The organism is Nonomuraea typhae, from assembly GCF_009760925.1.
Classification (GTDB): Bacteria; Actinomycetota; Actinomycetes; order Streptosporangiales; family Streptosporangiaceae; genus Nonomuraea; species Nonomuraea typhae.
Genome location: NZ_VRLV01000002.1, coordinates 362,147 through 387,831, shown reverse-complemented (window position 1 = coordinate 387,831; position 25,685 = coordinate 362,147). Strand labels below are relative to the sequence as shown.

Sequence of the window (25,685 nt, the reverse complement as noted above, 5' to 3'; positions counted from 1 at the left end):
ACGAAAGGGCGGCAACCAGATTAATTGGATAGGTCGCCTAATAGTGGGGTCCTGCGATGCCGGAGGTCGTGCACTACAGCCTGCGTGACCGGATACGCGTGCTGTTCACCCAGCAGGATGTGCTCGCCCGGTTCCGGCTGATCTCCGGCCACGCGGCGGGAGCCGTATGGGTGCGGACCGGCAAGGGCGGCTACTGCATCGCCTGGGCCCCCGAGCACGTCGAGCGCATCTTCGTCACCCACCAGCACCTCTACGCCAAGTCGGCCCAGTACCGGCTGCTCGCCGTCGTCACCGGCGACGGCCTGCTGACCAGCGAGGGCGAGCGGTGGAGCACGCAGCGCCGGCTCATCCAGCCGATGTTCGCCAAACGCCACCTCGGCCGCTTCGCCGAGCACATGACCGCGGCCGTCGCCGACTTCATCAAGGAATGGGAGCAACTGCCCGACGGCGCCCCCGTGGACGCCGCCACCGCCATGAACCGGCTCACGCTCGACGTGGTCGGCCGGGCGCTGTTCGGCGCCGGGCTGTCGGAGCAGGCCGCGCGGCTCGGCCCCGTGCTCACCTTCGGCCTGCGCGCCGGGGTCCGCGCCACCCGCCTGCAACTGCTGTTCAACCCGCCGCCGTGGCTGCTCGACCGCGCCCAGGCCCTGGTACGGCGGGCCCCACGGCGCCTGCCGGGCATCGGGCGCCTCCACGAGATCCTGGACACCACCGACGAGGTCGTCGAGAACCTCGTCGCGGCCCACCCCGGCGGCACCGACGACCTGCTCGGCCTCCTGCTGGCCGCGCCCATGGACCGCCGGCAGGTGCGCGACGAGGTGATGACGTTCCTGCTGGCCGGGCACGAGACCACCGCCAACGGCCTGGCCTGGTTCTGGCACCTGCTCGACCGCCACCCCGAGGTGCGCGAACGCGTCGTGGCCGAGGTCGCCGAGGTGCTCGACGGCCGGACGCCGAGCGCGGAGGACGCCGGCCGCCTCGTCTACACCGCCGCCGCCTTCCAGGAGGCGTTGCGCCTCTACCCGCCCGCCTGGTCGATCGTGCGCAAGGCGGTGAGCGGCGACCGGCTCGGCGACGTGGACGTCCCGGCGGGCAGCAGCGTGGTCATCCCGGTCTATCTGGCCCACCGCGACCCGCGCGCCTGGCCGGATCCGGACCGCTTCGACCCCGGCCGCTTCCTGCCGGGGGCGGCGCCGCGGCGGTTCAGCTATCTGCCCTTCGGCGCCGGGCGGCGCATCTGCGTGGGCGCCGGGTTCGCGGTGATGGAGGCGACGCTGATCATCGCCATGCTGGTCCAGCGGTTCCGGCTGGAGATGGAACCGGGGGCCGTGGTGCGGACGGAGGCGACCGTCACTCTCCGGCCACGGGATGGGATTCCGATGCGACTCTACAAAATGGTCTAATTCAATCGGATCCCACAAAGATCGGAAGGAAGCCCTTGACCCGGCTCCTCAGCGCGCAGGCGGTCATCCAGGCACTCCTGCGCCGGACGAACCTGCTCATGGCCGGCAAACGCGTGGCCGTGGCCGGCGACGCCCCGCCTGAGCTGGCCGTACGGCTGCGCGCGATGGGCGCCCGGCCGGGCGCCCCGCTCCACGAGGCGGATCTGGTCTTCGGCGCCGGAGTGGATCCGGCGGCGCTGAAGCCGGGCGCGGTCCTGGCCGGCGGCCCGCCGCCCGAAGGCGCGCAGCGCGTCCGCGAGGGCGTCTTCCGGATCGTGACGGCCTCCGGAGCCGAGGTGTTCGTGGCAGACCTGACCGGAGCGGCGGACCTGACCGGGGCGGCGGACGGTCCGGGCGTGGCAGACCTGACCGGAGCGGTGGATCCGTCGTGAAGAGCGAGATCGCCGACGGCGCGCTCTGGCCCGAGGGGGCCGGGCGCATCGCCTGGGCGCGGCGGTTCATGCCGGTGCTGGGCGCGCTCGGCGGCGAGCTCGACCTGGACGGCTGGCGGATCGGCCTGGTGCTCGTGCTGGAGCCCAAGACCGCCGCCCTGGCCCTCGCCCTGCGCGACGCCGGCGCCGAGGTGATCGTGCACTGCCCCGGCCGCGAAACCGCGGACGACGTGGCCGCCGCCCTGGTCCACGAGGGCATCACGGTGCTCGCCCGGTCCGGCTCCTCCCGCGTGGAGGACGACGACCTGGCCCGCCGCCTGCTCGACGCCGGGCCCGACGTCCTGGTCGACGACGGCGCCCGGGTGGTCAGGCTGGCCCACGCCGAAGAGCGCCTGGGCTCCTTGCGCGGCGCGGCCGAGGAGACCACGAGCGGACTGCGTCCCCTGCGGGTGATGGCGGCGCAGGGTGAGCTGAAGATCCCCGTCCTGGCGGTCAACGACGCGCGCGCCAAGGTGCTCTTCGACAACGTCCACGGCACCGGGCAGTCGTGCGTCATGGCCGCCCTCGACCTCAGCGGGCTGGAACTGGACGGGCGCACCTGCGTCGTGGCCGGCTACGGTCACGTCGGCCAGGGCGTGGCCCGTTACGCCGCCGCGCTCGGGGCCGAGGTGCTCATCAGCGAGGTGGACCCCTTCGCCGCGCTGCGCGCCCACCACGACGGCCTGCGCGTCCTGCCCCTGCTCGACGCCTGCCCCGAGGCGGACCTGCTGTTCAGCGCCACCGGCGTGGCCGGCACGATCACCGCCGGGCACCTGGCGGCGCTGAAGCCGGGCGCCTGGGTGGCGGTGGCCGGGGGCGTGGAGGGCGAGGTGGAGCGGCCCCCGGGCGGCCGCCCGGTCCGCCCGGGTGTCACCGCCTTCCCCGGCGGGTGGTACCTGCTGGCCGACGGGGACTGCGTCAACTGCGCCGCCGCCGAGGGCAACCCGATCGAGATCATGGACCTGTCGTTGTCGGTGCAGGCGCTGGCGGTGAACCACCTGCTCGGCACGCGGCTGCCGCCCGCCGTACACCTGCTTCCCGCGGACCTCGACGAGCGGGTGGCCAGACTGAAACTGGATGCGCTGGGGGTCGGGCTCGATCGGGTGACCGATGCCCAGCGCGCGTTCCTGGGCAGGGGCCTGTGATCATCGACGTCAGAGGCGCCGCGGTCCGGTACCGCTCGACCGGGCAGCAGGTGCTCCACGACGTCGACCTGACCGTCGGGCGCGGCGACTTCGTGCTGGTCGCCGGGCCGTCGGGATGTGGCAAGAGCACGTTGCTGCGGCTGCTCAACGGGCTGGTGCCGCACGCCTACCGGGCCGAGGTGGGCGGCGAGGTGCGCATCGGCGGCAAGGCGGCGGGGGAGCAGTCGATCCGGCAGCTGTCCACCGTGGTCGGCACGCTGCTGCAGGATCCGGCCAAGCAGATCGTCGGCACCACGGTCGTCACCGAGCTGGCCTTCGGCCCGGAGAATCTGGGCCTGCCGCGGGCGGAGATCCGTGGCAGGATCGACGAGGTGGCCACCCGGGTCGGGATCACCCACCTGCTGTCGCGGCCCACGCACGAGCTGAGCGGCGGCGAGCTGCAGCTGGTGGCGTTCGCGGGCGTGCTCATCATGCGGCCGGACGTCGTGATCGTGGACGAGCCGCTGGCCAACCTGGACCCCGACGCCGGCCGCCGCCTGCTGGGGGAGCTGCGCCGGTTCGTCGACGGCGGCGGCGCCGCGGTGGTCGTGGAGCACCGGGTGGAGGAACTCCTGGAGTTCGCCCCGACGACCGCGCTCTACCTGGAGGAGGGCCGCACCCGCTACCTGGGCGACATCCCGGGATTCCTGCGGCAGGTGCCCGTCGCCCACGTCAAACTCCCCTTCGACACGCTCATCGCCCGCGCCGACGAACTCCCCGCCTTCCCGCACGCCCCTCGCCCGCCCGGCGCCGGCCCGTCCCGGCTGGCCTACCGCAACGTCTCCCTCGGGTACGGCCGGCGTACCGTCCTGCACGAGGCCGACCTCGACCTGAAGGCCGACGAGCGGGTCGCCGTCCTGGGCCGCAACGGCGCCGGCAAGTCCACGCTGCTCCGCGCCGCCGTACGCCTGCTGGAGCCCACCGAGGGCGAGATCCTCGTGGACGGCGAGCCCATCGCCGGCCGCAGCACGCTCAGCCTGGCCACCACGTTCGGCTACGTCTTCCAGAACCCCTCCCAGGCGTTGTTCTCCGCGAGCGTCGAGGAGGAGATGGCCTTCGGGCCCCGCAACCTCGGCCGGACCCCCGAGGAGATCGCCGAGGTCGCGAAGGAGGCGCTGGCCGCGATGATGCTCGATGACGAGCCGGACATCCTGGCCCGGCCGCCGCACACGCTCTCGCACGGCCAGCAGCGCCGGCTGACCGTGGCGCTCGCGCTGGCCATGCGACCCAAGACGCTGGTCCTGGACGAGCCGACCGCCGGCCAGGACCTGCGGACCACGGCCACGTTCATGGAGCATGTGCTCGGCGGCATGGAGAGCGTCTACTTCATCACCCACGACGTGGATCTGGCGCTCACCTCCGCCGACCGCATCGTGATCGTGGACGGCGGGCGCATCGTCGCCGACGCCGCCCCCGCCGAACTCGCCCACCGGCCCGACCTGTGGACCGGCAGCGGCCTGCGCGAGACCAGCCTGGTCCGCGCCATCCGTGACCTGCTGCCAGAGAAAGGAGCGATACCCCATCCGTTCGACTTAGCCAGATCTGGAAGGAATCCCCCTCCATGATGTCTTCAGGAGCTTTACCGGTACGCCACTCCTTATGGGAGATCAACTCGCGCGTGGTCGTCTTCGCCGCCGTCGGCGCCGCGCTCTACGCAGTACTCGGCCTGATCAGCTTCACCATTCCCGGCACGCAGAACATCGACATCCGCCCGGCCTTCGCGATCGTCCCCTTCATCGGCATGCGCTTCGGCCCGATCGCCGGCTTCTTCACCGGCCTGGTCGGCAACATGGTCATCGACCAGATCCACGGGCTCGGGGCGGTGACGTTCTGGAACTGGAGCCTCGCCAACGCGCTGACCGGCCTGCTGGCCGGCCTCCTGTTCGGCCTGCTGTCCGGGGTCCTGGCCAACCGGCGCGAGATGCTGCGCCTGGTCACGATCGCCGTTATCGCATGGATCTCGATGTTCATCGCCTTCGCCACGACCTTCACGGACATGTGGCTGCAGGACATGACCTTCGGCGCCTGGGCCTCCTTCGCCCTGGGCCCGCTGCTGGCCAGCAACACCCTGGTCGCCCTTCTCCTGGTGCCCGCGCTCGACGCGATCTGGGAACCGATATCCAAGCGCATGGGCAGGTAGCAGCGTGGACGTCACCCCACGGTATCTAGGAGGCTCCTCCTTCCTCGGCCGCCGGGACCCGCGGGTGCTGCTTCTGGTCCCGGTCTGCTTCCTCGTGGCGGTGGCGCGCGTGGCGGACCTGCGCCTCATGGTTCTGTGCGCCCTGGTGGCCCTGGCCTACTACTGTGCGGCGGGCATCCCGTGGCACGAGGTCAGGGCCAACTGGGCGTTCGCGCTCACCCTGGTGACGCTGACGGTGCTGGCGAACAGCGTCTTCACCAACGCCATGCAGATCGAGGCGACCCGGAAGGCCGAGCCGCTGTTCGCGATGCCGCTGACCGGCAACCCGGTCAGCATGGCGACCCTGTCGTACTCCCTGACGGTGTTCCTGCGCTTCATCGCGATGGTGATGGTGGGCTTTCCCGTCGCCTACTGCATCGCGCCCGGCGACCTCGGGGTGACCTTCGCCCGGCTGAAGGTCTCGCAGCGCCTGGCCTTCGGCGTGGACCTGACCTTCCGGTTCCTGCCGTCCACGGTCGCCACCATGCAGGAGATCATCGACGCGCAGCGGGTCCGCGGCTACACCCATCCCCGCACCAATAACCCGATAAAGCGGCTAAAATCCCTCAAACCCATCGTGATCCCCCTGACCGTGAACTCCCTCATCGACGCAGAGGACACCTCCAACGCCATGGACCTGCGCGGCTTCGGCGCCAAGCACCGTACCTGGATGCGCGAGCTCGTCTTCGACCGTGCCGACTACCTGCTCCTCGGCGGCTTCGCCGCCTTCGCCGTGGCCCTGCTGGCCTACAAGGTCCTCGGCACGGACGTCGTATGGGTCCCGTAGTCCACGCCGCGCCGGTCATCGTCACCATGGACGGCCCGCCGATCGTCAACGGCACGATCACCGTCGAAGACGGGCGGGTCGTCGAGGTCAGCCGGCTCCGCCGCGGCCTGGCCGACGTCCTCTGGTCGGGCGTTCTGGTCGCCGGGCTGGTCAACGCCCACACCCACCTGCAGTACACCGGCATGGCCGAGGTCGGCAAAGGCAGCTACGACTCCTTCGAGCACTGGTCCGAGGTCTTCAACCACGCCTACTTCCAGGGCCGGGAAGGCAGCTGGGACCCGGCCCAGCGCATCGGCGCCTGGGACTGGGCCGCCGGCGCGAGAGACGGCGCCCGGCAGTGCCTGCGCACCGGGACCACCTCCGTCGCCGACATCGTCACCGATCCCGAGGCGTTCGTGGACACGCCCCTGGGCGGCCTGCCGTACCTGGAGATCATCGGCGACACCGACGCGAGCTGGGCGGCCGACGGCCGTGACCGCTTCCTCAAGACGCTCGGCGAGCGCGGGGCCGGCATCTCCCCGCACTCGGTCTACACCATCGACACCGGCGTGCTCGCCGACGCCGCCGCCCTCGCCCGCGACCGCGGCGCCCGCCTCCACCTCCACCTGGCCGAGTCCGCGAGCGAGCGCGAGTACACCATCGCCGGCACCGGCCCCCTCGCCGGGCTGGTCAGGACGTGGGAGGCCCCCTTCGCGCTCCTCGACGGCGGCTCCGGCCTCCCGCCGCTCGCCTACCTCGACAGCCTCGGCGTGCTCGGCCCCGACTGCCATCTCGCCCACGGTGTCTACCTCGACGCCGACGACCGCGCGCTGCTGCGCGAACGCGGCGTCACCCTCGCCCTCTGCCCGCGCTCCAACCGCACGCTCGGCCTCGACCGGCCCGACGTGGCCGCGCTGCTGCGCGAGGGCAACCCCATCGCCGTCGGCACCGACTCGCTGTCGTCCTCGCCGTCGCTCGACCTGCTCGCCGACGTCAGGCTGCTCAAGGTCCTCGCCGTACGGCAGCGCTACCGCGAACCCGACCTCGACCGGCGCCTCATCGAGGCCGCCACGCTCGGCGGCGCCCGCGCCCTGGGCATGGAAGGCGAGATCGGCGTCCTCAAACCCGGCTCCCGGGCCGACTTCGCCGTCTTCGACGTGGACCCGCGCGAGCCGTACCGCGCCCTGGCCGAAGACGGCGCCGGCCGCTGCGTGGCGACGGTGGTGAACGGAAGAAAGATTTGGGCCCTGTAGCGGGGCCCGGTTGGTGCTAGCGTCCCTGGACGATGGCATCGCAGAGTCTGCGGTTCAAGCTGTACTCCCTCCTCAGCCTGCCGATCGTGGCGCTCGTCGCGCTGTGGACCTTCGTCGCCGGTTACGTGGTCGGCGACTTCTTCGAGCTGCGCAGGGCTTCGACCGTGTTCGAGAAGATCAGCTCGCCCGCCGCGGCGCTCGTCACCGAGCTGCAGTACGAGCGCAAGTCGGCGGCGATGTTCCTCTCGGCGCCGCCCCCCGACGGCAGCCTGCTCATCACCGCGCGCAAGCGCACCAACGCCGCCGCCGCGCAGTTCCGCGCCCTGTCCTCGACGGAGGAGGCGCACACCGTCACCACGCCCGAGCTGCGCCGGGCCATCGACGCCGTGCTGCGCAAGATCGGCGGGCTGGACGCGGTGCGCAAACAGGTCGACGACGGCGAAACCACCCGCCTGGCCGCGGTCCAGGCGTACGGCGAGGTCACCGACGAGGTCTACCGCCTCTACGACCAGGCCGTCACCGTCTCCGAGATCAAGCTCTACCAGCAGGCCGCCGGGCTTCAACGCATCACGCACGCCCGCGACCTGCTCTCGCGAGAGGACGCGCTGATCGCCGGCGCGACCGCGACACCGGGCGAGCTTCTGACCAAGGAGGAGTACACAGCGATCCAGCAGCTCGCCCCCAACCGGCGCCTGCTGCTGGAGGACGGCGTCTCCGCGCTCGACGCCGAGCTGCGCGGCCCCTACGACCAACTGCTCGCCTCCGCCGACCACCGGCAGATCGGCGCGATCGAGAGCGAGATCATCGAAAACGCCGCGCTGCCGCGCGAGCGCACCTCCTGGCTGTCCGTCGCCGAGAGCTTCGGCGCCGCCCTGGACCGGCTCCGCATCACCCGCGCCGAGCTGCTCAACGTCCGCACCGAGAACGAAGCCGGCACCATCGTGGTCAGGATCGTCGTCGTCGGCGCGTTCGGCCTGGCCACGATCTTCGGCGCGGTCGTATGGTCGGCCAGCCTCGGCCGCCGCCTGGCCGGGGAGCTCGACGCCCTGCGCGACGCCGCCGCCGACCTCGCCGACGTACGGCTGCCGCGCGTGGTGGAGAACCTGCGCGACGGCGAGAAGGTGGACGTCGACGCCGAGGCGCCGCCCATCCCCACCGACGGCGCCACCCAGGAGATCCGGGACGTCGGCCACGCCTTCGCGGGCGTGCGCCGCACCGCCATCGAGGCCGCCGTCGGCCAGGCCGGCCTGCGCCAGGGCCTCGGCCGCGTCTTCCGCAACATGGCCCGGCGCAACCAGGCGCTCGTCCAGCGCCAGCTCGCCCAGCTCGACGTCATCCGGCGGCAGATCACCGAGCCCGACACCCTCCAGGACCTGTTCACCCTCGACCGGCTCACCACCCGCATGCGCCGCCAGGCCGAAGGACTGCTCGTGCTGTCCGGCGCCTCGGGCGGCCCCAGCACCGGCGACCCGGTTCCCGTCGCCGACGTCGTGCGCGTGGCGGTGGCCGAAGTCGAGCAGTACACCCGGGTGGCCGCGCCGCCCATCCCCGACGCCTTCCTGGACGGCGCCGCCGCCTCCGACGTCACCCACCTGCTGACCGAGCTGCTCGCCAACGCCACCGCCTTCTCCCCGCCGACCACCACCGTCCAGGTCCAGGGGCAGCTCGTCGGCCGTGGCTTCGCCATCGAGGTGGAGGACCGCGGGCTCGGCCTGCCCGAGGGCATCCGGGAGGACTTCAACGCCCGCCTGGCCGACCCGCCGGAGTTCGACCTGGCCGACAGCGAACGGCTCGGCCTGCTCGTCGTCGGCATGCTCGCCCGCCGCCACGGCATCAAGGTCACCCTCAACAAGTCGCCTTACGGAGGCATCACGGCGGTTGTCCTGCTTCCGCAGTCCCTGATCGTCACCGGATTAACACGGCGTTCACATGCGGGCAAAAACCGGGAAACGGCCGGGTGGCAGCCTCGGCGTGGCTGAAAGAAATCCCGAAAGGACCGCCGTGAGCTACAAGGCTGAGTACATCTGGATCGACGGCACCGAGCCCACGGCTCTGCTGCGCGCCAAGACGAAGATTCTTGCCGATGGCGCCGAGCCGCCGGTGTGGGGTTTCGACGGCTCCAGCACCAACCAGGCCGAGGGCCACTCCTCCGACCGCGTGCTCCGCCCCGTCTTCACCTGCCCGGACCCGATCCGCGGCGGTTCCGACATCCTGGTCCTGTGCGAGGTCGAGGAGATCGACGGCGAGCCGCACAAGAGCAACACCCGCGCCCTGCTGCGCCCGATCGCCGAGCAGTTCGCGGCCCAGGAGTCGTGGTTCGGCATCGAGCAGGAGTACACCTTCTTCAAGGGCTCGCGCCCGCTCGGCTTCCCCGAGGGCGGCTTCCCCGCCCCGCAGGGCCACTACTACTGCGGCGTGGGCGCCGAGGCCGTCTTCGGTCGCGAGATCGTCGAACTGCACCTCGACCGCTGCCTGGCCGCGGGTCTGTCGATCTCCGGCATCAACGCCGAGGTCATGCCGGGCCAGTGGGAGTTCCAGGTAGGCCCGGCCGGTCCGCTCGAGGTCGCCGACCACCTGTGGGTCGCCCGCTACCTGCTCTACCGCACCGCCGAGGAGTTCGGCGTGGAGGCCACCCTCGACGCCAAGCCCGCCCGCGGCGACTGGAACGGCGCCGGTGCGCACACCAACTTCTCCACCAAGGCCATGCGCGAGGGTTACGACGCCATCATCACCGCCTGCGAGGCGCTCGGCGAGGGCGACAAGCCGCTGGAGCACATCAAGCAGTACGGCTCCGACATCGAGTCCCGCCTCACCGGCGCCCACGAGACCGCCCCGTGGAACAAGTACTCCTACGGCGTCTCCAACCGCGGCGCCTCCGTGCGCATCCCGTGGCAGGTCGAGAAGGACCGCAAGGGCTACATCGAGGACCGCCGCCCCAACGCCAACGTCGACCCGTACGTGGTGACCCGCCTGCTGGTCAACACCTGTTGCGCCGCCCTGGAGAAGGCCGGCCAGGTCTGATCTCCGCCTGACGACGAGGAACGCGGGTACCCCCGATGGGACCCGCGTTCCCTCCATTGTCAGGCAAGGCGCGCGCGGTAGACGCGCCGGGCCTCCTCCACCAGCCCCTCCCGGTCCTTGACCAGCTCCTCCAGCAGATCCAGCCAGCGCAGGCAGAACGTCACGTCCTCCTCCCTCGCCACCCTGCGGCCCTCCACGTCCAGGTAGACAGGGCTCGAATGAGCGCGCACCAGCCCGCCGCCCTCGGCCACCGCCACCACGTACGTCGGCCAGTCCACGCGTAACTCCGCCGCCACCTCGTTCGGCGGGCCCGCCGCCAGTTCGCCGTCGGCGGTCAGCAGCCGGACCCGCTCCACCTGCGGGCCGATCACCCGGGCCGTCGCCCGCACCCGGCCGCCCGGCTGCAGGTCGATCGTGGCCCCCGGGCCCTCGCCCTCGACCGCCAGCTCCAGGAAAGGGCCGGTCGTGGCGAACGTACGGCCCCGCCGTACGGCAAGGGCGTAGGACTCGGCGGTCAGCGGGCCCGCCACGTGCGCGTAGGTGCGCTCGCCGCCGATCGGCCCGAGGCGCCCCGCGGCGCCGGCCACCGCCGCCACCCGGTTGCCCGCCCCGATCAGCCGCCGGTAGGCCCGGTCGGAGCCGATCGCCGAGGAGAAGCTGTCGACCAGCCCGAGCGCCGCGTCCACCACGGACATGCGGGCGTCGTGGACCGGATGCCCGCCGCCCACGAGTTGCTCCGGCGTCTCCACCGGCCCGTGGAAGGCGTTGGCGTAGCCGATCAGCGCGCCCCTCGCGCGTAGCTTGTCCACCGAGTCCGAGGACACGCTCGGGGCGTCCTTGGCCAGGCCGACCCTGGCCACGTGCGTCTCGTCCGACCAGGGCAGGTTCCGGCCCGCCCACAGGCCCTCGGTGTCGTCGTCGCCGGCCAGCAGGTTGACGACGTGCAGGTCCTCGCCGTGCTGGGAGTCGGCCACCCACTGGGGCGGGCGGTTGAGCCGCACGTGCAGGTCGCCGCCGTACCAGCCGCGGGCCGCCGCGTCGTAGATGCGCGGCGGGACCAGCTCCACCAGGGTCTCGCCCGCGCCGCGTGGCGTCAGCGTCGTCTCGGCGTGGCCGTACTCCATGCCGCGGGCCGCGCGGACGGTGAGCGGCCGCGCGGGCACCTCCAGGACCACGTCGTCGCCGTGGAAGTACGGCAGGCCGTCGGTGTCCCTGGCCGGGGAGGCGCCGTCCGGGTACCAGCCCCGGCCGTCCTCCGTCCACACGCTCCACCGGCAAGGGAAGCCGGCCCGGAGGCGGAGGGTCTGCTGGGTGGCGAGTAGTGTCAGATCGTCACGCATCGGCTTCTCCCCGTAATCGAAGGCGCCGTTATCGTGCCACGGCCCTCACCCGGCGGAAAGCCGGATGAGGCCTGACGGAGTGGCTTTCTTACTCCGGAGTAGAAGGATCTGGAGCCGCGGTGGTGCCTTCGTATTTCGGCAAATGCCTACGTTCCCCCCGCAACCTCGACAAAAGTTGCTCCCGGGTCGTGAGGTTGCCGCGCCGGTCGCACTCCAGGTCGCGGACGGCCACGTCGAGCAGTCCGCGGCGGCGCTCGCGCGCCTCCACCTCCTCCGTCTGCGCCAGCGCGTTGTCGTAGGCCAGCCGGGCCGCCTCGTCATCGCCCTCGGCCCAGGCCAGCAGACCCAGGTCGAACAGCACGAACCCGGGCTGATCCCGCTTGACGGCCAGGTACTGCTGGTAGAAGTCGAGCGCCTCGGGGAAACGCCCCAGCCGATACAGGCACCACGCCTTGGTCGAGAGCCGATCGAGGTCGTTGGAGGTGAGCAGATCCAGGACCTTCTCGTAACAGGCGTGGGCCTGCTCGATCCGCCCCATCGCGTACAAGGTGTCGCCCTTGCCGGAGTGGGCCCCGGCCGAGTTGGCGTCCAGCTCCAGGGCCCGCTCGTAGGCGGCCAGCGCCGCCGGCAGGTCCGGCTCGTCGCGGTAGCGATAGGCCCAGGCCAGCATCTCCTCGCAGTACGCGGTGACCTGGCGGCCGGGTGCGGTCGCCTCCACCCCGGCCTCCACCGCGAGGTCCCAGGCGCCCACATAGGCCAGCGCGATCGACAACTCGGCCCAGATCCAGGCGGCCTCCGGCTCCAGCCGCACCGCCCTGGTGAGCGTCTCGACCGCCTTCAGCGACTCCTTGGCGGTGCGCTGGATGGAGCCGAGCACATAGAGCCGGTCCGCGCTTGTGGGGGCCTGGTCCACCGCGGTCTGCGCGGCACGCAGGGCGGCGTCGTGCCGGCCCATGGCCGACTCCAGCCACGCCAGCGCGGAGTGGATCGACGCCTGCTCGGGCCAGATCCGCGCCGCCTGGTCGAGGACGTCCTTGGCCTCCTCCACCCGGCCGACGTACTGCAGCGCCTCCGAGTAGTACACCACCGCCTGAGGGTCGCGGTTGGGGCGCACGCCGCTCTCGTCCGTCGCATACGCGCTCAGCAGCTCCACCGCCTCCTCCGCCTGCTTGGTGCGCTGCAGGGTGTTGCGCAGCGTCACCAGCGCCAGCAGGTCGATCGGCTCGTCGGGATGGTTGAGGACGAGCGCGCCCCGCAGGTCCGGCTCGGCCTTGCCGTAGGCGCCCTTGGCGAAGTGCGCGGCGCCGCGCACCGACAGCAGCCAGCGGTTGTCGGCCTTCGGCCGGATCGCCTTGGTCGCCTCCCTGATGGCCTCGTCCAGCTCGCCGGTCATCCGGTAGACCTCGGCCAGCGTCCCGCGCGCCCAGTCGAGGTCGGGGTCCATCTCCACGGCCCGCTTCAGGTCCGCGGCGGCGCGGGTGAGGTCCCCGACGGCGTAGTAGAGCTGGCCGCGCGAGCCGACGGCGAAGGGCGACTCCTGCAGCGCGACCGCCTCCTTGGCCAGCTCCAGCCCTTCCTCCGGCCGCCCCGTCATGCGCAGCACCTCGGCCAGGTCCAGCAGCGGGTCGGGATTGTCGGGCCAGAGATCCTTCGCCTTCTCCAGGTACGGCTCGGCGTCCTCGTAGCGGCCCGCGGCCAGCAGCAGGTTGCCGAGTCTGGCCAGGGCGAAGGCGTGGTCGCCGTCGAGTTCGACGGCCTTGGTGAGCTCCTCCTCGGCGGCCTGGTGGCGGCCGAGGAGGTTGAGCTCCACCCCGAGGTGGGCGTGGAGGTCGGCGTAGTTGGGCACGAGCGCCAGCCCCTGCCGGAAGGTGGCCACCGCCGCCTCGCGGTCGCCGAGCTCGCTGTAGGCGATGCCCACGAGGCGGTGGTCCTCGCCGTCGCGTGGCTCTATGCCGGTGATCTGCATCTCCACCTCCCTGGCCGCGGCGGCCAGGTCCTGCTCCAGGAGGATCGCGCGATAGGCCCAGCGCAGGGGGATGTCGCCGGGCACGCGGGCGATGGCGGTCTCGACCGCCGCCTTGACCAGGGCGATCTGCTCGGCGCCCCAATGGAGCAGCCCGGCCTCGGTCAGCTTGGTCAGCGCCACCGGATCGTGGGCGTCGATCCCCAGCGCCTCGCGGAGGGCGGCGTCGGCTTCGGCCGGCTCGCCCTTGTCGTAGAGGACCTTCCCCCGCAGCGCGTGCGCGGCGGCGTTGCCGGGATCGAGGACCAGCGATCGATCGAGCAGCCGCAACGCCCGGTCGGGGTCGTCGGCCTCGATGACCTGGGCCAGCAGGCGTAACGTCCACGCCTCCTCGAAGCCCGCCCGGTGCGCTCGCTCGAGGTCTTCGCGCGCGCCGGGCAGGTCGACCAGCCGGCGCCGCAGGTCGCCCCTGACCGCGAGCATCCATCCGTCGTCCGGGTCGAGGTCCAGGGCCTGGTTGAGCAGGGGACCGGCCAGGTCGAGCCGGTTCAGGTTGAACTGGGTCACGGCCAGGTGCCGCAGCACGACCGGCTCGCCGGGCAGCGACTCGTGCGCGCGGGTGAGGATGCGCTGAGCCGCGTCGTAGTCGCGCACGCCGAACAACGCGATGCCCTCGACGGCCAGCGCCCGCGGCTCGCCGGGCAGGTCGGCCCTGACCTCGCGGATCAGCTCGAGCGCCCTGGGCATGTCGCCGGTGGCGAGCAGGATCTGCGCGGCGGCGAAGCGGACGGCGTGCTCGTCGGCGGCCTCGAGCGCCTTGTCCACCTGCCGGGCCGCCTGGGCGTGCCCGCCCGTCGCGACGTACGCGTCGGCGGCCCGCAGGTGCAGCTCGGCGCTGGACAGGAGGTCGGCGGCCCGCGCGGCCATCGGGGCGGCGTGCTCGAGCTCGCCGAGGCTCTCGTAGGCGGTGGCCAGCAGTTCGAACGTGGGGGCGTCGTCGAGCTCCGAACGGCGCAGGGCCGGGATGGCCTCCGCGTAGTGGCCCGCGGCGGACAACGCGCGGCCGAGGCCGCTCCACACCTGCGGGGTGAGCTTGCCGAGCCGTTCGGCGAGGTCGTGGCGGAGCCGGGCCAGCTTGAGGTCGTGCTCCCAGCGGGCACAGGCGGCTTCGAGCTGCTTGAGCGTCAGGTGCGGGTCCTGCTGCCTGGTCAGCAGCGCCTGCGCGTAGGCCGCGTGCGGGTCGGCGGAGGTGCTCAGCTCGGCCAGGATCCGGCCCGCCTCCTCGGCGCGGCCGGTGTGCAGCAGGGCCAGCGCGTGCAACGGGGAGGCGTGCGACGGCGAGGTCTCGAGCCCCTCGGCGAACAGCGTCTCGTCCCGCGGCCGGTCGCCGGCGTCGCGCGCCAGCAGGCCGAGGGCGATGAGCACCAGGCCGAGCAGGCCGTTCAGGTCGTGCTGCGCGTCGGCCCCGCGGGCCCTGAGCGCGTCGCGCAGCCGGTCGCCCAGCACGTCCGCGCGCTCGGCCAGCCCGTCCTCGCGCTCGTCCCACAGGTCTGCCAGCAGCCAGACGACCTCCTGCGCCAGCGCGGCGGTGCCGGGGACAAGGTCGGCACGCCGGCGGCTGCGCCAGAGCGTGGCCATCGCCACGTGGTGTGACGTCATCGTTGTCCCCTGGGAGGCTTGGTGGTGAGGGGTTGGTCGCTTCTGCGCTCGGTAGCACGAGCCGTATTGTCCGGCTTAAGGTGCTTCATCATCCGCTCGGCGATTTCGCCTACGCTGTCGGGTTTTAGATCTTTCCTGGCTATCCAGCCTGCGTTGAGGAGGATGACCACGAGGTCGGATGGCTTCTCCAGCGGCGGCAGCCTCCCGCCGGTGCGGAGCTGCTTCGCACATGTTTGCACGTCCTCCCAGCTAATGGCACGGATCCCGCGGATCCGGGCCGTCACCAGCGCGTCAAAGATCTTCTCGGCGAGGGGCGGACGCGACTCGGGGCGCGGGCTGAGATGGAACTCCTCCAGCAGCTTGTCCCACAGGGCCGCCAGTTCCGCCACGTGGTCGGGGAAGCGGGACTGGCCGTCCTTGTGGGAGCAGAGTTCCAGAACGGCCAGGATGACCTCCGCGCGCTGAAGATCGGACGGTGTCTCCGCCTCCGGCGCGTCAGGCCGCAGGCGGAGGGTGAACATCGCCCTGGCGTAGGCGGGGCCGATGATGTAGGCCGCCACCGCGTCCGCGGCGAGCAGTTCCTCCTCCGGCTCCAGCGGGGGGTCGAGCAGCTGCCGCACCGCCATGGCCTCGGAATGCTGGAAGAAGCTGGTGCCGGCCTCCCGCCCGACCAGGGGGACGCCCCAGACGGTCCATTCGGGGAAGCCCATCCGCACGAGGCCGGGCAGATTGCAGGCGACCGAACGAGCGGGAACCGTGAGCGCCCGATCCTGGCCCGGGATCTTGGTGAGGAGGAGGTCGCTCGCCGCCGACACGTCCTTGGCGATGTTGGCATCGCGCATGGCCAGCCCGGCGATGAAGGCGACGTAGTCGTCGTAGATCCGCTCGGCCGCGTCCACGATGGCGGTGGAATAGGACTGCCAGATGCCGTGCAGGTCGTCGCCCCTGTCCATCCGTGCGCGCAGCTTCCTGACTTCCCCGCGGAGCTTGCCGCACTCCACGCGCAGGGCCTTCTCGTGTGCGTCCTGCTGGTCGAACTTGGCCGGTTCGACGAGGGTCCGCACCTCGTCGGAGGCGGCCTTGGCCTGCTTGATCCGGTCGTCGAGGACGCGGAGGCTGGTTTTCAGGACGTCGCTCTTCAGCTCGCTGAACTCCCCGCGGTCCCGTTTCAGCTCTTCACGCACGGTGGTGCCGATGCGTGCCAGCTCGTCGATCGCCTCCTGCTCCCGGCCGAGCACCTCGTGCAGCCAGGTGCGCCTGACCAGGACCTCGTTCAGCGTTTCGTCGATGTACTTCATCGCGGCCTCGAGGTAGGTGAGCCGCGTCGCCAGGATCTCCCGCCCGCTCACGCCGCCTCCAGCAGGAGGGTCATGGCCCGGCGGTTGACCTCCGGGCCGTGCCGGCCGTCGCGGCGCAGCCGCCAGGCGGCGTTGAGGACATGGGCGGGCGAGATCCCGGACCTCCTGACGTTCCTCTCCCCTGCCAGGACGCGCTCGGCCCCGTCCACGCCGTACCCGGCGTCGTACCGGGCGCGGGGCAGGTGGCGTTCCAGCAGCCGCAGGATGGCCGAGGCGGGCATGGGGACGGCGTGCCCGCCGGGGTCGATGGCGTCCTCGCCGGTCAGCTCCTTCCAGGCCGGGCGGATCCAGGACTCGACCGCGCCGCCGTACTGCTGGGTGGCGTGCTGCCGGCTCATCAGGTGAAGCATCTCGGCCATCGTGTGCACCCGCACGCGCCAGGGCGGGTGCGTCTCGGCGGCCAGGTCGAGCTCCTGCGGGTCGATGCGCAGGCAGATGCAGGACAGCGGGTACGCCGGGCCGATGGCGTAGGTGGCGTAGCAGTCGGCGATCAGCTCGTTCTGCGGCGAGGTGGCGGCCCGGTCCCGGATCGGGCGCTCGTCCCCGGCCCTGACGTGCCGGGCCTCGTGGATGACGTAGTGGCCCAGCTCGTGGGCGAGGACGGGCAGGTGCCACACGTCGGCGTGGGGCGGCAGCCGGATCAGGTCGGCCACGCGGGTGAAGGACTCCGGCCCCGAGCTCGCGATGATCTCCACGTCGCCGGGGAGGCCGGCGCGCTCGCACAGGTGGCGGGCCAGCGCCCGGGCGGGGCCGTCGTCCTCGCCGAGGGGGTGGCCGCGCAGCATGACGGCGTGGGCGTAGTCGAGGGCCTCCGCCCGCAGCCGGTCGGCCTCCTGGCGCGCGCGGCGGAGCCTGGGCCACGTGCCGGCCCTGCCCAGCTCGCCGATGAGGTCGTCGGCGTGGTCGCGGAGCCTGCGGGCGGTGGCCGTCTCCGGAGCCACGCGGAGCGCGAGGCCGGTGGCGGCCTTCAGGGCGTCGATCTCGGCGTGGATGTGGTCATCGATCATGCGGTGGCTTCCTCGACCACCGTGCGCACCCCGCGGACGGCCGCGGGCAGGGCCCAGGCGTCGGCGTAGTCGGCCGCCAGCACGACCACCACGGCGAGCAGGAGCGCGGCCACCCCGCCCGCCGCGAGGGGCGTGGCCAGCGTGCTGACCAGGCCGGCGCTCACCGCGATCGTGAACGAGAGCAGGTCCATGCGCTGCCCGAAGCGCTCTCCCAGCCCGCCCAGCTCGGCGCGGGCGGCGTCGAGTTTGGCACGATCCAGGGCGTCCCGGTCCAGGCGGGCGCCGAGCGTCTTCCTGAGGTCGTCGGCGCCGAGGACGGCGTCCATCAGCAGGCCGCCCGGGGTCCTGTCCCGGGTCAGGCCGTCGGCCAGCCGGGTCACCGCCGTCCGCAGCCGGTCCAGCAGGACCGAGGGGATGAGGCGATACAGCAGGGTGAGCGCCTTCTCCAGGAGCCGGACGGCCCACTTGGTCAGCTGCTCGGCCGGCGTGGCCAGGCCCAGCGAGCTGAGCAGTTCGTCGGCGCCGGCGGCCAGCGTGCCCACGACGGGGAGCTTGACCAGGGCGCCGGTCACCGCGCCGCCGGAGCGTTCGCAGATGAGCTCCAGGCAGGCGCCGCCCTCGTGGCGCAAGCCGGCGATCGCGGTGGGCAGGTCGGGAGAGGCGGCCGCGGCCGGCTCGAAGCCCCGGCGCGCCGGGCCCTCCAGCGCGGCCGCCAGTTCGGCCAGCGTGTCCTCGGCCGCGCGCAGGCGCTCCAGGTCGGGGGGCCTGCCGCCCTCGCCCTCGGCGGCGCGGAACAACGCCTCCGACAGGGCCAGATCGCGGGCGGCCACGGCGAGCACGTCGTCGGCGCCCGCCGCGCCCGCGGCGGGTTCGAAGCCGCGCTCGCCGGTGTCCCCGAGGGCACGGCGTGCCTGCTCGGCCAGATGATCCTTCGCGTAGCCGGCGCCCTGCTCGTCGCCCTCGGTCAGCGCCGTGTGGAGCTCACCGACCGTGTCCTGCAGGGATCGTGCCGACCGTGCGAGGTCGTCGAGGTGCTGTCGTGAGCCCACTGTGCATCCCTCCGGAGCAACATTGTGATGCTCCGGAGGGAATCCTGCCTAGGAGAGTCGGAAGTCCATGTCAGGAGTGATATCTGCCACGTCCATCTGGGCCTTCTGGAGCCGTCCGGAATAGTCCCAATTCATGGCCTGCCAGCGGGTGAACTGGTCAAGTACCCACATACCGGACTGACGGCTGCCGTTGCCCGACTTGCCGTTGCCGCCGAACGGCAGGTGCGCCTCGGCCCCGCTGGTGGAGTTGTTGACGCTGACCATGCCGGCGGAGATGCCCTCGCGGAAGCGGAAGGCGTTCTGCGCGTCCGTGGTGTAGATCGAGCTCGACAGGCCGTAGCCGGGCAGGTTCGCCAGCTCGATCGCCTCACCCAGGGTCTGGAAGGTGGTCACGCCGACGATCGGGCCGAACGTCTCCTCCAGGAACAGCCGGTCGTCCCGGCGCACCCCGTCGACCACCACCGGGTGGTAGAACAGGCCGTCGCCACCGGTGAAGTCGTGGTGCGGATTCTCCGCGGAGATCCTGCCGGTCGCGCCGGTGACCACCTCGTGATGCGGCTGGATCCAGGTCAGGAACTCCTCGTAGCGCACCGCGAACTTCTCATCCAGCAGCGGCCCGGCCAGCACGTCGCCCATCGGCTCGCCGATCTTGGCGTTGGTGACGGCCCTGGCGAAGCGCTCCAGGAACTCGTCGTGCACGCTCTCGTGGACGATGACCGTGCCCAGGCTGGTGCAGCGCTGGCCGGCCGTACCGAAACCGCCGAACAGCGCGCCCTCCACGGCCAGGTCGAGGTCGGCGTCCGGCATGATCACCATGGGGTTCTTGCCGCCCAGCTCCAGGCAGGCGGACTGCAGGTGCCGCCCGGCCAGCTCGCCGATCTTCCTGCCGACCTCCGAGGAGCCCGTGAAGCCGACCTTGTGCACGGTGCCCTCGCCCAGGGCCAGATCCAGGCCCTCGAAGGTCTCCTTGCCGTCGGCGAAGACGATGTTGAGCACGCCGTCCGGCAGCCCCGCGGCCGCGAACAACCGGAACATCGCGTGCGCCGAGGCCGCGGCGTACTCGGCCGGCTTCCACACCACCGCGTTGCCGCACAGCAGGGCCGGGACCAGATACCACGACGGCACCGCGACCGGGAAGTTCCCGGCGGTGATCACCGCGGCCACGCCCACCGGGTTGCGGAACGTGAACAGGTTCTTGTCCGGCATCTCCGACGGAACGGTCTGGCCGTACAGCCTGCGTCCCTCGCCGAGGAAGAAGTCGCACGTGTCGACGATCTCCCGCACCTCGCCCAGAGACTCCTTGTACGGCTTGCCGATCTCCTCGGTGACCAGGCGGGCCAGGGTCTCGGCGTTGGCCTCCACCAAGCGCCCGATCGAGGCGATCACCCGTCCGCGCACGGGCGCCGGCACCTTGGCCCACTCCCGCTGCGCCTCATGGGCGGTACGGCAGGCCGCCGCGAAGGCGGCGGCATCGGCCAAGCTCACCTGGGCCACGACCTGGCCGGTGTGCGCAGGGTTGGTCGAGACGTAGGCGCTGGTGCCGGGGGCGTCCTTGCCGCCGACCGTGGAGACAATTTGACGGGTCACCGATGACCTCCTCGTAGTTCCTCCGCAAAGACAATCATCCTGCCGCACATTCTCCAAAGCCTCGGGGATCTTCGGGGTTGTTGCCAGGTGGCGTGGATGCCGCGGTTTGAGGGTGGATGCCCGTTTCGGGGGGCGGCACGGGTGGGGTGGTTGTGGAATCTCGGGTTTCGGGGAATCCGCGATGCCCTCCCCGTTCGTATTACCAGTGACCGTCTCTCCCCTGGGAACACGGCTGGGGTGCCGTTCCTCGCGGGGTGCGTGTGGCGGGGAGGCGGTCGGTTGCGCGCGTCCTGGCAACTGTGGCGGTCCGCCGGGGCGCGCGCTCTTCATCGTGCGGAGGTGCCATGCTGTTTCCGGGTCCCGTCTTGGAGGCGCTGGCGGGTGAGCCGTCGGCTCCGGCGATCGAGCACCGGGGGCGGGTGGTTTCGCGGGGTGAGCTGCTGGCGCTGGTCCGGCGGTGCGCGGGCGGGCTGCGGGAGGGCGGGCTGGGGCCGGGGCGTGGCGTTCTGGTGACGGTCGACTCCTCGCCCGAGTCCTACGCCGTCCAGCTGGCCGCCCACGCCCTCGGCTGTCTCGTGGCGGCGGCCCGCCCGGCGTGGAGCCCGGTGCAACTGGCCGACGCCCTGGAGAAGGGCTTCGACCTGGTGGTGACCGGCGACGTGCTCGCCCGCCTGGCCGCCGGGCCTGACGGCGGGCCGGTCGAGGCGCTGGCCGCGCCCGGCGATCCGGCCCGGCTCACCTTCACCAGCGGAAGCACCGGCAGCCCGAAGGCGTGCGCGCAGACCTACCGCGCCTACAGCCTCGCCTACCTGCCCCGCCACTGGCCGCCGCCGCTGCGGGCGCTGATGGCCAATTTCGACCGCTGCCTCGTCCATTCGAGCCTGGCCAGCCCGGTGATGATGACGTACCTGGGCCGGACGCTGGTCAGGGGCGGCGTCGTGATCATCCCTGAGCTGCCACTGGCCGAGGCGATCCCCGCATCCCGCGCCACGGCCACCATGATGGCGCCGCCGCTGCTGCACCGGCTCCTGGACACCGACACCGACCTGAGCGGCCTGCGGGCGCTGGTGATCGGCGGCGCCCCGGCCGCGCCCGGCCTGCTGGAACGGGCCGTGGCCAGGCTCGGCCCGATCATCTGGCAGGGGTACGGCCAGGCCGAGGCGGGCGTGGTCGCCATGCTCACCCCGGACGACCTGCGGGCCGGCTACGCGGGCGCGGTGGGCCGGCCGCTGCCCGCCGTACAGGTGAGCCTGCGTGACGAGGCGGGCCGGTCGGTGCCCGGTGGCGCGGTCGGCGAGATCTGGGTGCGCAGCCCGCACGTGATGACCGGCTACTGGGGCGCGCCCGAGCTGACCGGGGAGGTGCTGCGCGACGGCTGGCTGCGCACCCGCGACCTGGGGTTCCTGGACGGCGACGGGTTTCTGCACCTGACCGGCCGGACCCGTGACGTGATCATCGTGGGCGCCGAGGTCTGCTACGCGGCGGCGATCGAGCGGGTGCTGGCCGGGCATCCGGACGTGGACCAGGCGTACGTGGTGGGGGCGCCGGACGCGGAGACCGGGGAGGCGGTGCACGCGTTCGTGGTCCCGGCCGCGGGCCGCGCGCCCGACCTCGGCGCGCTGGGCGCGCTCGTGCGCGCCTCGTTGAGTACGGCCAGCGCGCCGAAGAGCATCACGGTCATCCGTGAGGTTCCGCTCAACGACTCCGGGAAACCGGACAAGAAGGCGCTCAGACCCGCCGGCTGACCGTGAGGGCGGGTCACCGGTCGAAGTGGCGTTCGCACAGGCGCAGGCGCCTGGCGTCCCAGACCATGTAGGTGCCGAGGACGAGCTGGAGCACGCTGCGCCACACCTCCTCCCACCGGTCGCGCAGCCGGACGAAGGCGAGGACCACGCGGCGGGCCCGCACGGGCCGGCCGCGCGGCGTCATGAGGCAGGGGCCGCGGTTGGGCAGGGGGCGCGTGTGGCGGGCGGAGGTGGCCAGGTCGTAGCCTTCGGTGAGCTCCCTGACCACGGCGCGGATGCCGATGGGCGCCAGGTGCCAGGCCGGGCAGGGCCGGTTGGCCGCCACGCCGAACGGGATGTCGCCGCCGGAGCGGTGGAAGTCGGCGTAGTTGAAGCACAGGACGGAACCGGCCGGGATCGTCGCCGCCTCGTCCAGGACGATGTCGCCCGAGGTGATCCGGTGCGCCACCCCGAACAGCGGGAACGCGTGCAGCGTCCGCTCGACCAGCGTGTCCAGCGGCTCGTCGCAGCCGTGGGCGGCGATCTCCATGAGCACGTGCGCGGTGGCCTCGGCGCTCTGCACGACGGCGGTGTTGAAGAACGTCCCCTGCAGGTAGTAGGCGCGCTCGTCGCGGTCGAGGGTCTCCGGGAGGGGGTGCGGCACCAGGTCGAGGCTCTGCCGCAGGTGGCGGGTCAGCCGCAGGCGCCGGTCCATGTGGCGCAGCCCGCAGCACTTGAGCGAGGTGATCACGTCGTGGGCGTGGCCCACGATGAGCTCCCTGACGCCCGGCGGGCAGGGGACGCCGAAGACGACCCGGTGGTAGAACTCCGCCCACACCGGCATCATCAGGTCGCGCAGCCGTACCAGCCCGTTCTGGTACGGCAGGGCCGCACGCAGGCTGGCGACGGCCAGCTCGTCGGCGGCCTGGCTGGGCATGGTGAGCATGCGCCGGGTGCAGCGGGCGACGTCGGTGTAGCGGGGGCCGGGCTCCAGGTGTTCCTGGTGCACCTCGGCGCCGGGCGACAACCAGTACCAGAACAGGTCGGACAGCGCGGCGCCCCGGCTGCGGCCGTCGGCGGCCGGATGCGAGTAGACCTCCAGGAAGCGGGAGACGCCGACGAGATCGCCGGGGATCGGGATGCCGTCCGGGCCGTTGATGCGGGCGAAGAGCCAGACGCGCACCGCGGTGACCGCGCGCGGCAGCCAGTACGGCAGGCTCAGCACCGCCAGCAGGCTCACCACGGCGACGGACGCGGTAGTCACGCAAGGTTCTACGGACGGAGATCCGCTCCGGGATTCACCGAATCTTTTCGGCCGCGTCGCTCCGTACAACACGCATGAGAGTCGTCAACCTACGCGACTTCGAGGACGTGGCCCGGGAGAAGCTCGACCCGGTCTTCTACGACTACTTCGCCAGCGGCGCCCAGGACGAGGTGACGGTCGCGGCCAACGAGGCCGCCTACCGGCGGCTGGCACTGGTGCCCAGGATCCTGCGCGGGGCCGGGCTGCCGTCCCTGGCCACGAAGCTGCTCGGGTGCGCGGCGTCGATGCCGGTGATGCTGGCGCCGACCGCCTTCCACCGGCTGGCCTGGCCGTCGGAGGGGGAGGCGGCCACGGCCAGGGCGGCCCGGGACGCGGGGGTGATCATGATCGCGGCGATGCTGTCCACGATCACCATCGAGGAGATAGCGGCCGCGGGCGGGACGCTGTGGTTCCAGCTGTACGTGCAGCCCGATCGCGGCTTCACCGAGTCACTGGTACGGCGGGCCGAGGCGGCCGGGTGCCGGGCTCTGGTGGTGACCGTGGACTCGCCCGCCCTCGGGCGGAACGAACGCGGTGATCGCAACGACTTCCACGATCTGCCTCCGGGCATCTTCTGCGCGAACCTGCGGGGGGATGGGTGGAGCAATGGGCACGTACGGCAGGTAGTGCTTTCCCCCGAAATTTCGTGGAGTCATGTGGAATGGCTCCGGGAGGTGACGCGGCTCCCCATTCTGCTCAAAGGGGTGCTGCACCCCGAGGACGCCCGGCTCGCCGTGGAGAACGGCGTGGACGGGCTGATCGTCTCCAACCACGGCGGACGGCAGCTCGACACCACCCCCGCCTCGATCGACCGGCTGCCGGTGATCGCCGAGGCGGTGGCGGGACGGGTGCCGCTCATCGTGGACGGCGGCGTGCGCCGGGGGACGGACGTGGTCAAGGCGCTGGCGCTGGGCGCCACGGCCGTGGCCATCGGGCGGCCGGTGCTCTGGGGACTGGCCGCGGACGGCGGCGAAGGGGTGGCGGGCGTCCTGGCGCTGCTGCGGCGGGAGGTCGAGAACGCGCTGACACTGTGCGGGGCCGCGTCGGCGGGCGACCTCGGCAGGGACCAGGTCGTCAGGCAGGGGACGGCTGAATGAGCGGCCTAGCGGAGGACGGCGGGATGGCGGACGGTGCCGGGACCGGCGGCGGGAGGGCGGGTGGGGGGATGCGGGTTTTCGGGGCGGGGGTCGGGCGGACCGGGACGCTGTCGCTGAAGGCGGCGCTGGAGCGGCTCGGTTTCGGGCCCTGCTTCCACGGGCGTCACGTGCTCGACCACCCCGACCGGCTGCCCCTGTGGCTGGCCGCGGCGGCGGGCGAGCCGGTGGCGTGGGAGACGGTCTTCGCCGGGTACGCCTCGAGCGTGGACTGGCCGGGCGCGGCCTTCTGGCGGGACCTCCTGCCCGTCTTCCCCGCGGCGAAGGTGATCCTCACCGAGCGGGACCCCGAGGCGTGGTACTCCAGCGTCTCCCGGACCATCTACCGCATGTTCGGCGACGGCCCCTCCGACGCGCGCGTGGCCGAGGCCCGGCGGATCGTGCCCGGCCTCGACGTGTTCACCGCCTTCCACCGGGCGATGATCTGGGACGGCTTCTTCGCCGGCCGCTTCGCCGACCGGGACTACGCGATCGCGGTCTACCTGGAGCACAACGCGGCCGTGCGGGCGGCGGTGCCGCCGGAGCGGCTGCTGGTCATGGAGCCGGGGGCCGGATGGGAGCCGCTGTGCGCCTTCCTGGGGGTGGCCGTGCCGGGCGAGCCGTACCCGCATCTGAACGACCCCGAGCGGTTCTGGGCACGGGTCGAGGCGCGCATGGCCGAATCGCGGTGACGAGGGTGCCGCGCGAGAGGTCAGGACGAGGTGGCCAGCGCGGTGCGGATGCGGGCCAGGCCCCGGCGGATGCGGGTCTTGGCGGTGCCCAGCGGGATGCCTTCGCGTTCGGCGATCTCCTGGGCGGTCAGGCCGTACAGGATGGACAGGACGACCGGCCGGCTCTGGCTGGCCGGCAGGGCCAGGATCTCTTCCTGGATGCGCTCGACCCGCGAGCTCGGGTCGGGGTCCGTGGTCGGCGAGGGTAATCGCCACGGGTCAACGGGCAGGTCGCGGCGCAGGCGGATGGCGTCCACCGCGAGGTTGCGGGTGATGGTGAGCAGCCAGGTCGCCACCCTGCCGCGGTCGGGGTCGTAGGTGCCCGCGTGGCGCCAGGCACGCACGAAGGCGTCCTGGGTCACTTCCTCCGCCAGGCACGGGTCGGCGACCACGCTCAGCGCCAAGCCGTACACTCTGGGTTGAAAGCGCCGGACGAAGGCGGCTGTCGCATCGGTGTCACCCAGCGCCATACCCGCCATGAGCGACTCATCGGAGAGTGTCCACACACTCCACGACGGTTCCCCCCCAGGGATGGTTCAAAGTTGAAGCGGCCCG

At 72.2% G+C, this 25,685-nt stretch carries 20 protein-coding genes; 12 read left to right on the top strand and 8 right to left on the bottom strand.

Features of this window, described 5'->3' with window-relative positions; translation table 11 throughout:
- Nucleotides 1-56 precede the first annotated feature (56 nt).
- The 9 genes from FVE25_RS08250 to glnII are packed head-to-tail and all read left to right on the top strand — an operon-like array spanning nucleotide 57 to nucleotide 10,276.
- Nucleotides 57-1,403, top strand: a complete 1,347-nt coding sequence (locus FVE25_RS08250; protein ID WP_157245834.1) for a cytochrome P450 — start codon at nucleotides 57-59, stop codon at nucleotides 1,401-1,403.
- A gap of 35 nt (nucleotides 1,404-1,438) precedes the next feature.
- The gene (locus FVE25_RS08245) at nucleotides 1,439-1,834 is read left to right on the top strand and encodes a hypothetical protein (RefSeq protein ID WP_157245833.1); all 396 of its coding nucleotides are present in this window, start codon (nucleotides 1,439-1,441) and stop codon (nucleotides 1,832-1,834) included.
- Entirely contained in the window at nucleotides 1,831-3,018 is a 1,188-nt protein-coding gene (locus tag FVE25_RS08240) for an adenosylhomocysteinase (RefSeq protein ID WP_157245832.1), read from the top strand. Before FVE25_RS08245 ends, FVE25_RS08240 begins: the two co-directional genes overlap by 4 nt.
- Entirely contained in the window at nucleotides 3,015-4,622 is a 1,608-nt protein-coding gene (locus tag FVE25_RS08235) for an ABC transporter ATP-binding protein (RefSeq protein WP_157245831.1), read from the top strand. The genes FVE25_RS08240 and FVE25_RS08235 overlap by 4 nt, the downstream gene beginning before the upstream one ends.
- Nucleotides 4,619-5,197: an ECF transporter S component gene (locus FVE25_RS08230; RefSeq protein WP_157245830.1), complete on the top strand. Its 579-nt coding sequence runs from the start codon at nucleotides 4,619-4,621 to the stop codon at nucleotides 5,195-5,197. Before FVE25_RS08235 ends, FVE25_RS08230 begins: the two co-directional genes overlap by 4 nt.
- Nucleotides 5,198-5,201: 4 nt before the next feature.
- The gene (locus FVE25_RS08225) at nucleotides 5,202-6,023 is read left to right on the top strand and encodes an energy-coupling factor transporter transmembrane component T family protein (protein WP_157245829.1); all 822 of its coding nucleotides are present in this window, start codon (nucleotides 5,202-5,204) and stop codon (nucleotides 6,021-6,023) included.
- Nucleotides 6,011-7,255, top strand: coding sequence for an amidohydrolase family protein (locus tag FVE25_RS08220; protein ID WP_157245828.1), 1,245 nt, complete (start codon nucleotides 6,011-6,013; stop codon nucleotides 7,253-7,255). The genes FVE25_RS08225 and FVE25_RS08220 overlap by 13 nt, the downstream gene beginning before the upstream one ends.
- Before the next feature lie 32 nt (nucleotides 7,256-7,287).
- A complete protein-coding gene (locus tag FVE25_RS08215) occupies nucleotides 7,288-9,234 on the top strand; it encodes a sensor histidine kinase (RefSeq protein WP_157245827.1) in 1,947 nt (648 codons plus the stop codon).
- A gap of 22 nt (nucleotides 9,235-9,256) precedes the next feature.
- On the top strand, nucleotides 9,257-10,276 hold the full coding sequence (glnII, locus tag FVE25_RS08210) for a glutamine synthetase (protein ID WP_157245826.1): 1,020 nt from the start codon (nucleotides 9,257-9,259) through the stop codon (nucleotides 10,274-10,276).
- A 59-nt stretch (nucleotides 10,277-10,335) separates the two neighbouring features.
- Here glnII and FVE25_RS08205 read toward each other — a convergent pair whose 3' ends face one another.
- From FVE25_RS08205 to FVE25_RS08180, 6 genes are all read right to left on the bottom strand, one after another.
- Complete coding sequence (locus tag FVE25_RS08205) at nucleotides 10,336-11,616, bottom strand: CehA/McbA family metallohydrolase (protein ID WP_157245825.1); 1,281 nt, start codon at nucleotides 11,614-11,616, stop codon at nucleotides 10,336-10,338.
- Between the two features lie 88 nt (nucleotides 11,617-11,704).
- A complete protein-coding gene (locus tag FVE25_RS08200) occupies nucleotides 11,705-15,238 on the bottom strand; it encodes a tetratricopeptide repeat protein (RefSeq protein ID WP_157245824.1) in 3,534 nt (1,177 codons plus the stop codon).
- Nucleotides 15,235-16,587 (bottom strand): hypothetical protein, encoded by a 1,353-nt coding sequence (locus tag FVE25_RS08195; protein ID WP_157245823.1) that lies wholly within the window; start codon nucleotides 16,585-16,587, stop codon nucleotides 15,235-15,237. Before FVE25_RS08195 ends, FVE25_RS08200 begins: the two co-directional genes overlap by 4 nt.
- A complete protein-coding gene (locus FVE25_RS08190) occupies nucleotides 16,584-17,603 on the bottom strand; it encodes a hypothetical protein (protein WP_157245822.1) in 1,020 nt (339 codons plus the stop codon). Before FVE25_RS08190 ends, FVE25_RS08195 begins: the two co-directional genes overlap by 4 nt.
- Nucleotides 17,600-18,652 carry a hypothetical protein gene (locus FVE25_RS08185; RefSeq protein WP_157245821.1) on the bottom strand — a complete coding sequence of 351 codons (1,053 nt, stop codon included), beginning with the start codon at nucleotides 18,650-18,652 and terminating at the stop codon, nucleotides 17,600-17,602. Before FVE25_RS08185 ends, FVE25_RS08190 begins: the two co-directional genes overlap by 4 nt.
- 48 nt (nucleotides 18,653-18,700) lie before the next feature.
- Nucleotides 18,701-20,239, bottom strand: coding sequence for an aldehyde dehydrogenase family protein (locus tag FVE25_RS08180; protein WP_157245820.1), 1,539 nt, complete (start codon nucleotides 20,237-20,239; stop codon nucleotides 18,701-18,703).
- Nucleotides 20,240-20,583: 344 nt separating this feature from the next.
- Here FVE25_RS08180 and FVE25_RS08175 point away from each other — a divergent pair, with 344 nt between their 5' ends.
- On the top strand, nucleotides 20,584-21,984 hold the full coding sequence (locus FVE25_RS08175; protein ID WP_157245819.1) for a class I adenylate-forming enzyme family protein: 1,401 nt from the start codon (nucleotides 20,584-20,586) through the stop codon (nucleotides 21,982-21,984).
- Between the two features lie 13 nt (nucleotides 21,985-21,997).
- On the opposite strand, the gene FVE25_RS08170 is transcribed toward FVE25_RS08175, so the two are convergent.
- Nucleotides 21,998-23,227 carry a hypothetical protein gene (locus tag FVE25_RS08170; RefSeq protein ID WP_219825386.1) on the bottom strand — a complete coding sequence of 410 codons (1,230 nt, stop codon included), beginning with the start codon at nucleotides 23,225-23,227 and terminating at the stop codon, nucleotides 21,998-22,000.
- A 74-nt stretch (nucleotides 23,228-23,301) separates the two neighbouring features.
- Between FVE25_RS08170 and FVE25_RS08165 the strand changes: the two genes are divergently transcribed.
- Together FVE25_RS08165 and FVE25_RS08160 are read left to right on the top strand one after the other, a co-directional pair.
- Complete coding sequence (locus FVE25_RS08165; RefSeq protein ID WP_157245818.1) at nucleotides 23,302-24,363, top strand: alpha-hydroxy acid oxidase; 1,062 nt, start codon at nucleotides 23,302-23,304, stop codon at nucleotides 24,361-24,363.
- A 68-nt stretch (nucleotides 24,364-24,431) separates the two neighbouring features.
- Nucleotides 24,432-25,091: a sulfotransferase family protein gene (locus tag FVE25_RS08160; RefSeq protein WP_157245817.1), complete on the top strand. Its 660-nt coding sequence runs from the start codon at nucleotides 24,432-24,434 to the stop codon at nucleotides 25,089-25,091.
- Between the two features lie 20 nt (nucleotides 25,092-25,111).
- On the opposite strand, the gene FVE25_RS08155 is transcribed toward FVE25_RS08160, so the two are convergent.
- Nucleotides 25,112-25,600 carry an RNA polymerase sigma factor gene (locus tag FVE25_RS08155; protein WP_157246569.1) on the bottom strand — a complete coding sequence of 163 codons (489 nt, stop codon included), beginning with the start codon at nucleotides 25,598-25,600 and terminating at the stop codon, nucleotides 25,112-25,114.
- Nucleotides 25,601-25,685 lie beyond the last annotated feature (85 nt).

Coding starts and splice junctions, on each gene's coding strand:
- FVE25_RS08230 (WP_157245830.1), top strand. CDS start 4,619: ATGATGTCTTCAGGAGCTTTACCGGTACGCCACTCCTTATGGGAGATC.
- FVE25_RS08160 (WP_157245817.1), top strand. CDS start 24,432: ATGCGGGTTTTCGGGGCGGGGGTCGGGCGGACCGGGACGCTGTCGCTG.
- FVE25_RS08250 (WP_157245834.1), top strand. CDS start 57: ATGCCGGAGGTCGTGCACTACAGCCTGCGTGACCGGATACGCGTGCTG.
- FVE25_RS08215 (WP_157245827.1), top strand. CDS start 7,288: ATGGCATCGCAGAGTCTGCGGTTCAAGCTGTACTCCCTCCTCAGCCTG.
- FVE25_RS08200 (WP_157245824.1), bottom strand. CDS start 15,238: ATGACGTCACACCACGTGGCGATGGCCACGCTCTGGCGCAGCCGCCGG.
- FVE25_RS08165 (WP_157245818.1), top strand. CDS start 23,302: ATGAGAGTCGTCAACCTACGCGACTTCGAGGACGTGGCCCGGGAGAAG.
- FVE25_RS08190 (WP_157245822.1), bottom strand. CDS start 17,603: ATGATCGATGACCACATCCACGCCGAGATCGACGCCCTGAAGGCCGCC.
- FVE25_RS08205 (WP_157245825.1), bottom strand. CDS start 11,616: ATGCGTGACGATCTGACACTACTCGCCACCCAGCAGACCCTCCGCCTC.
- FVE25_RS08175 (WP_157245819.1), top strand. CDS start 20,584: ATGCTGTTTCCGGGTCCCGTCTTGGAGGCGCTGGCGGGTGAGCCGTCG.
- FVE25_RS08155 (WP_157246569.1), bottom strand. CDS start 25,600: ATGGCGCTGGGTGACACCGATGCGACAGCCGCCTTCGTCCGGCGCTTT.
- FVE25_RS08220 (WP_157245828.1), top strand. CDS start 6,011: ATGGGTCCCGTAGTCCACGCCGCGCCGGTCATCGTCACCATGGACGGC.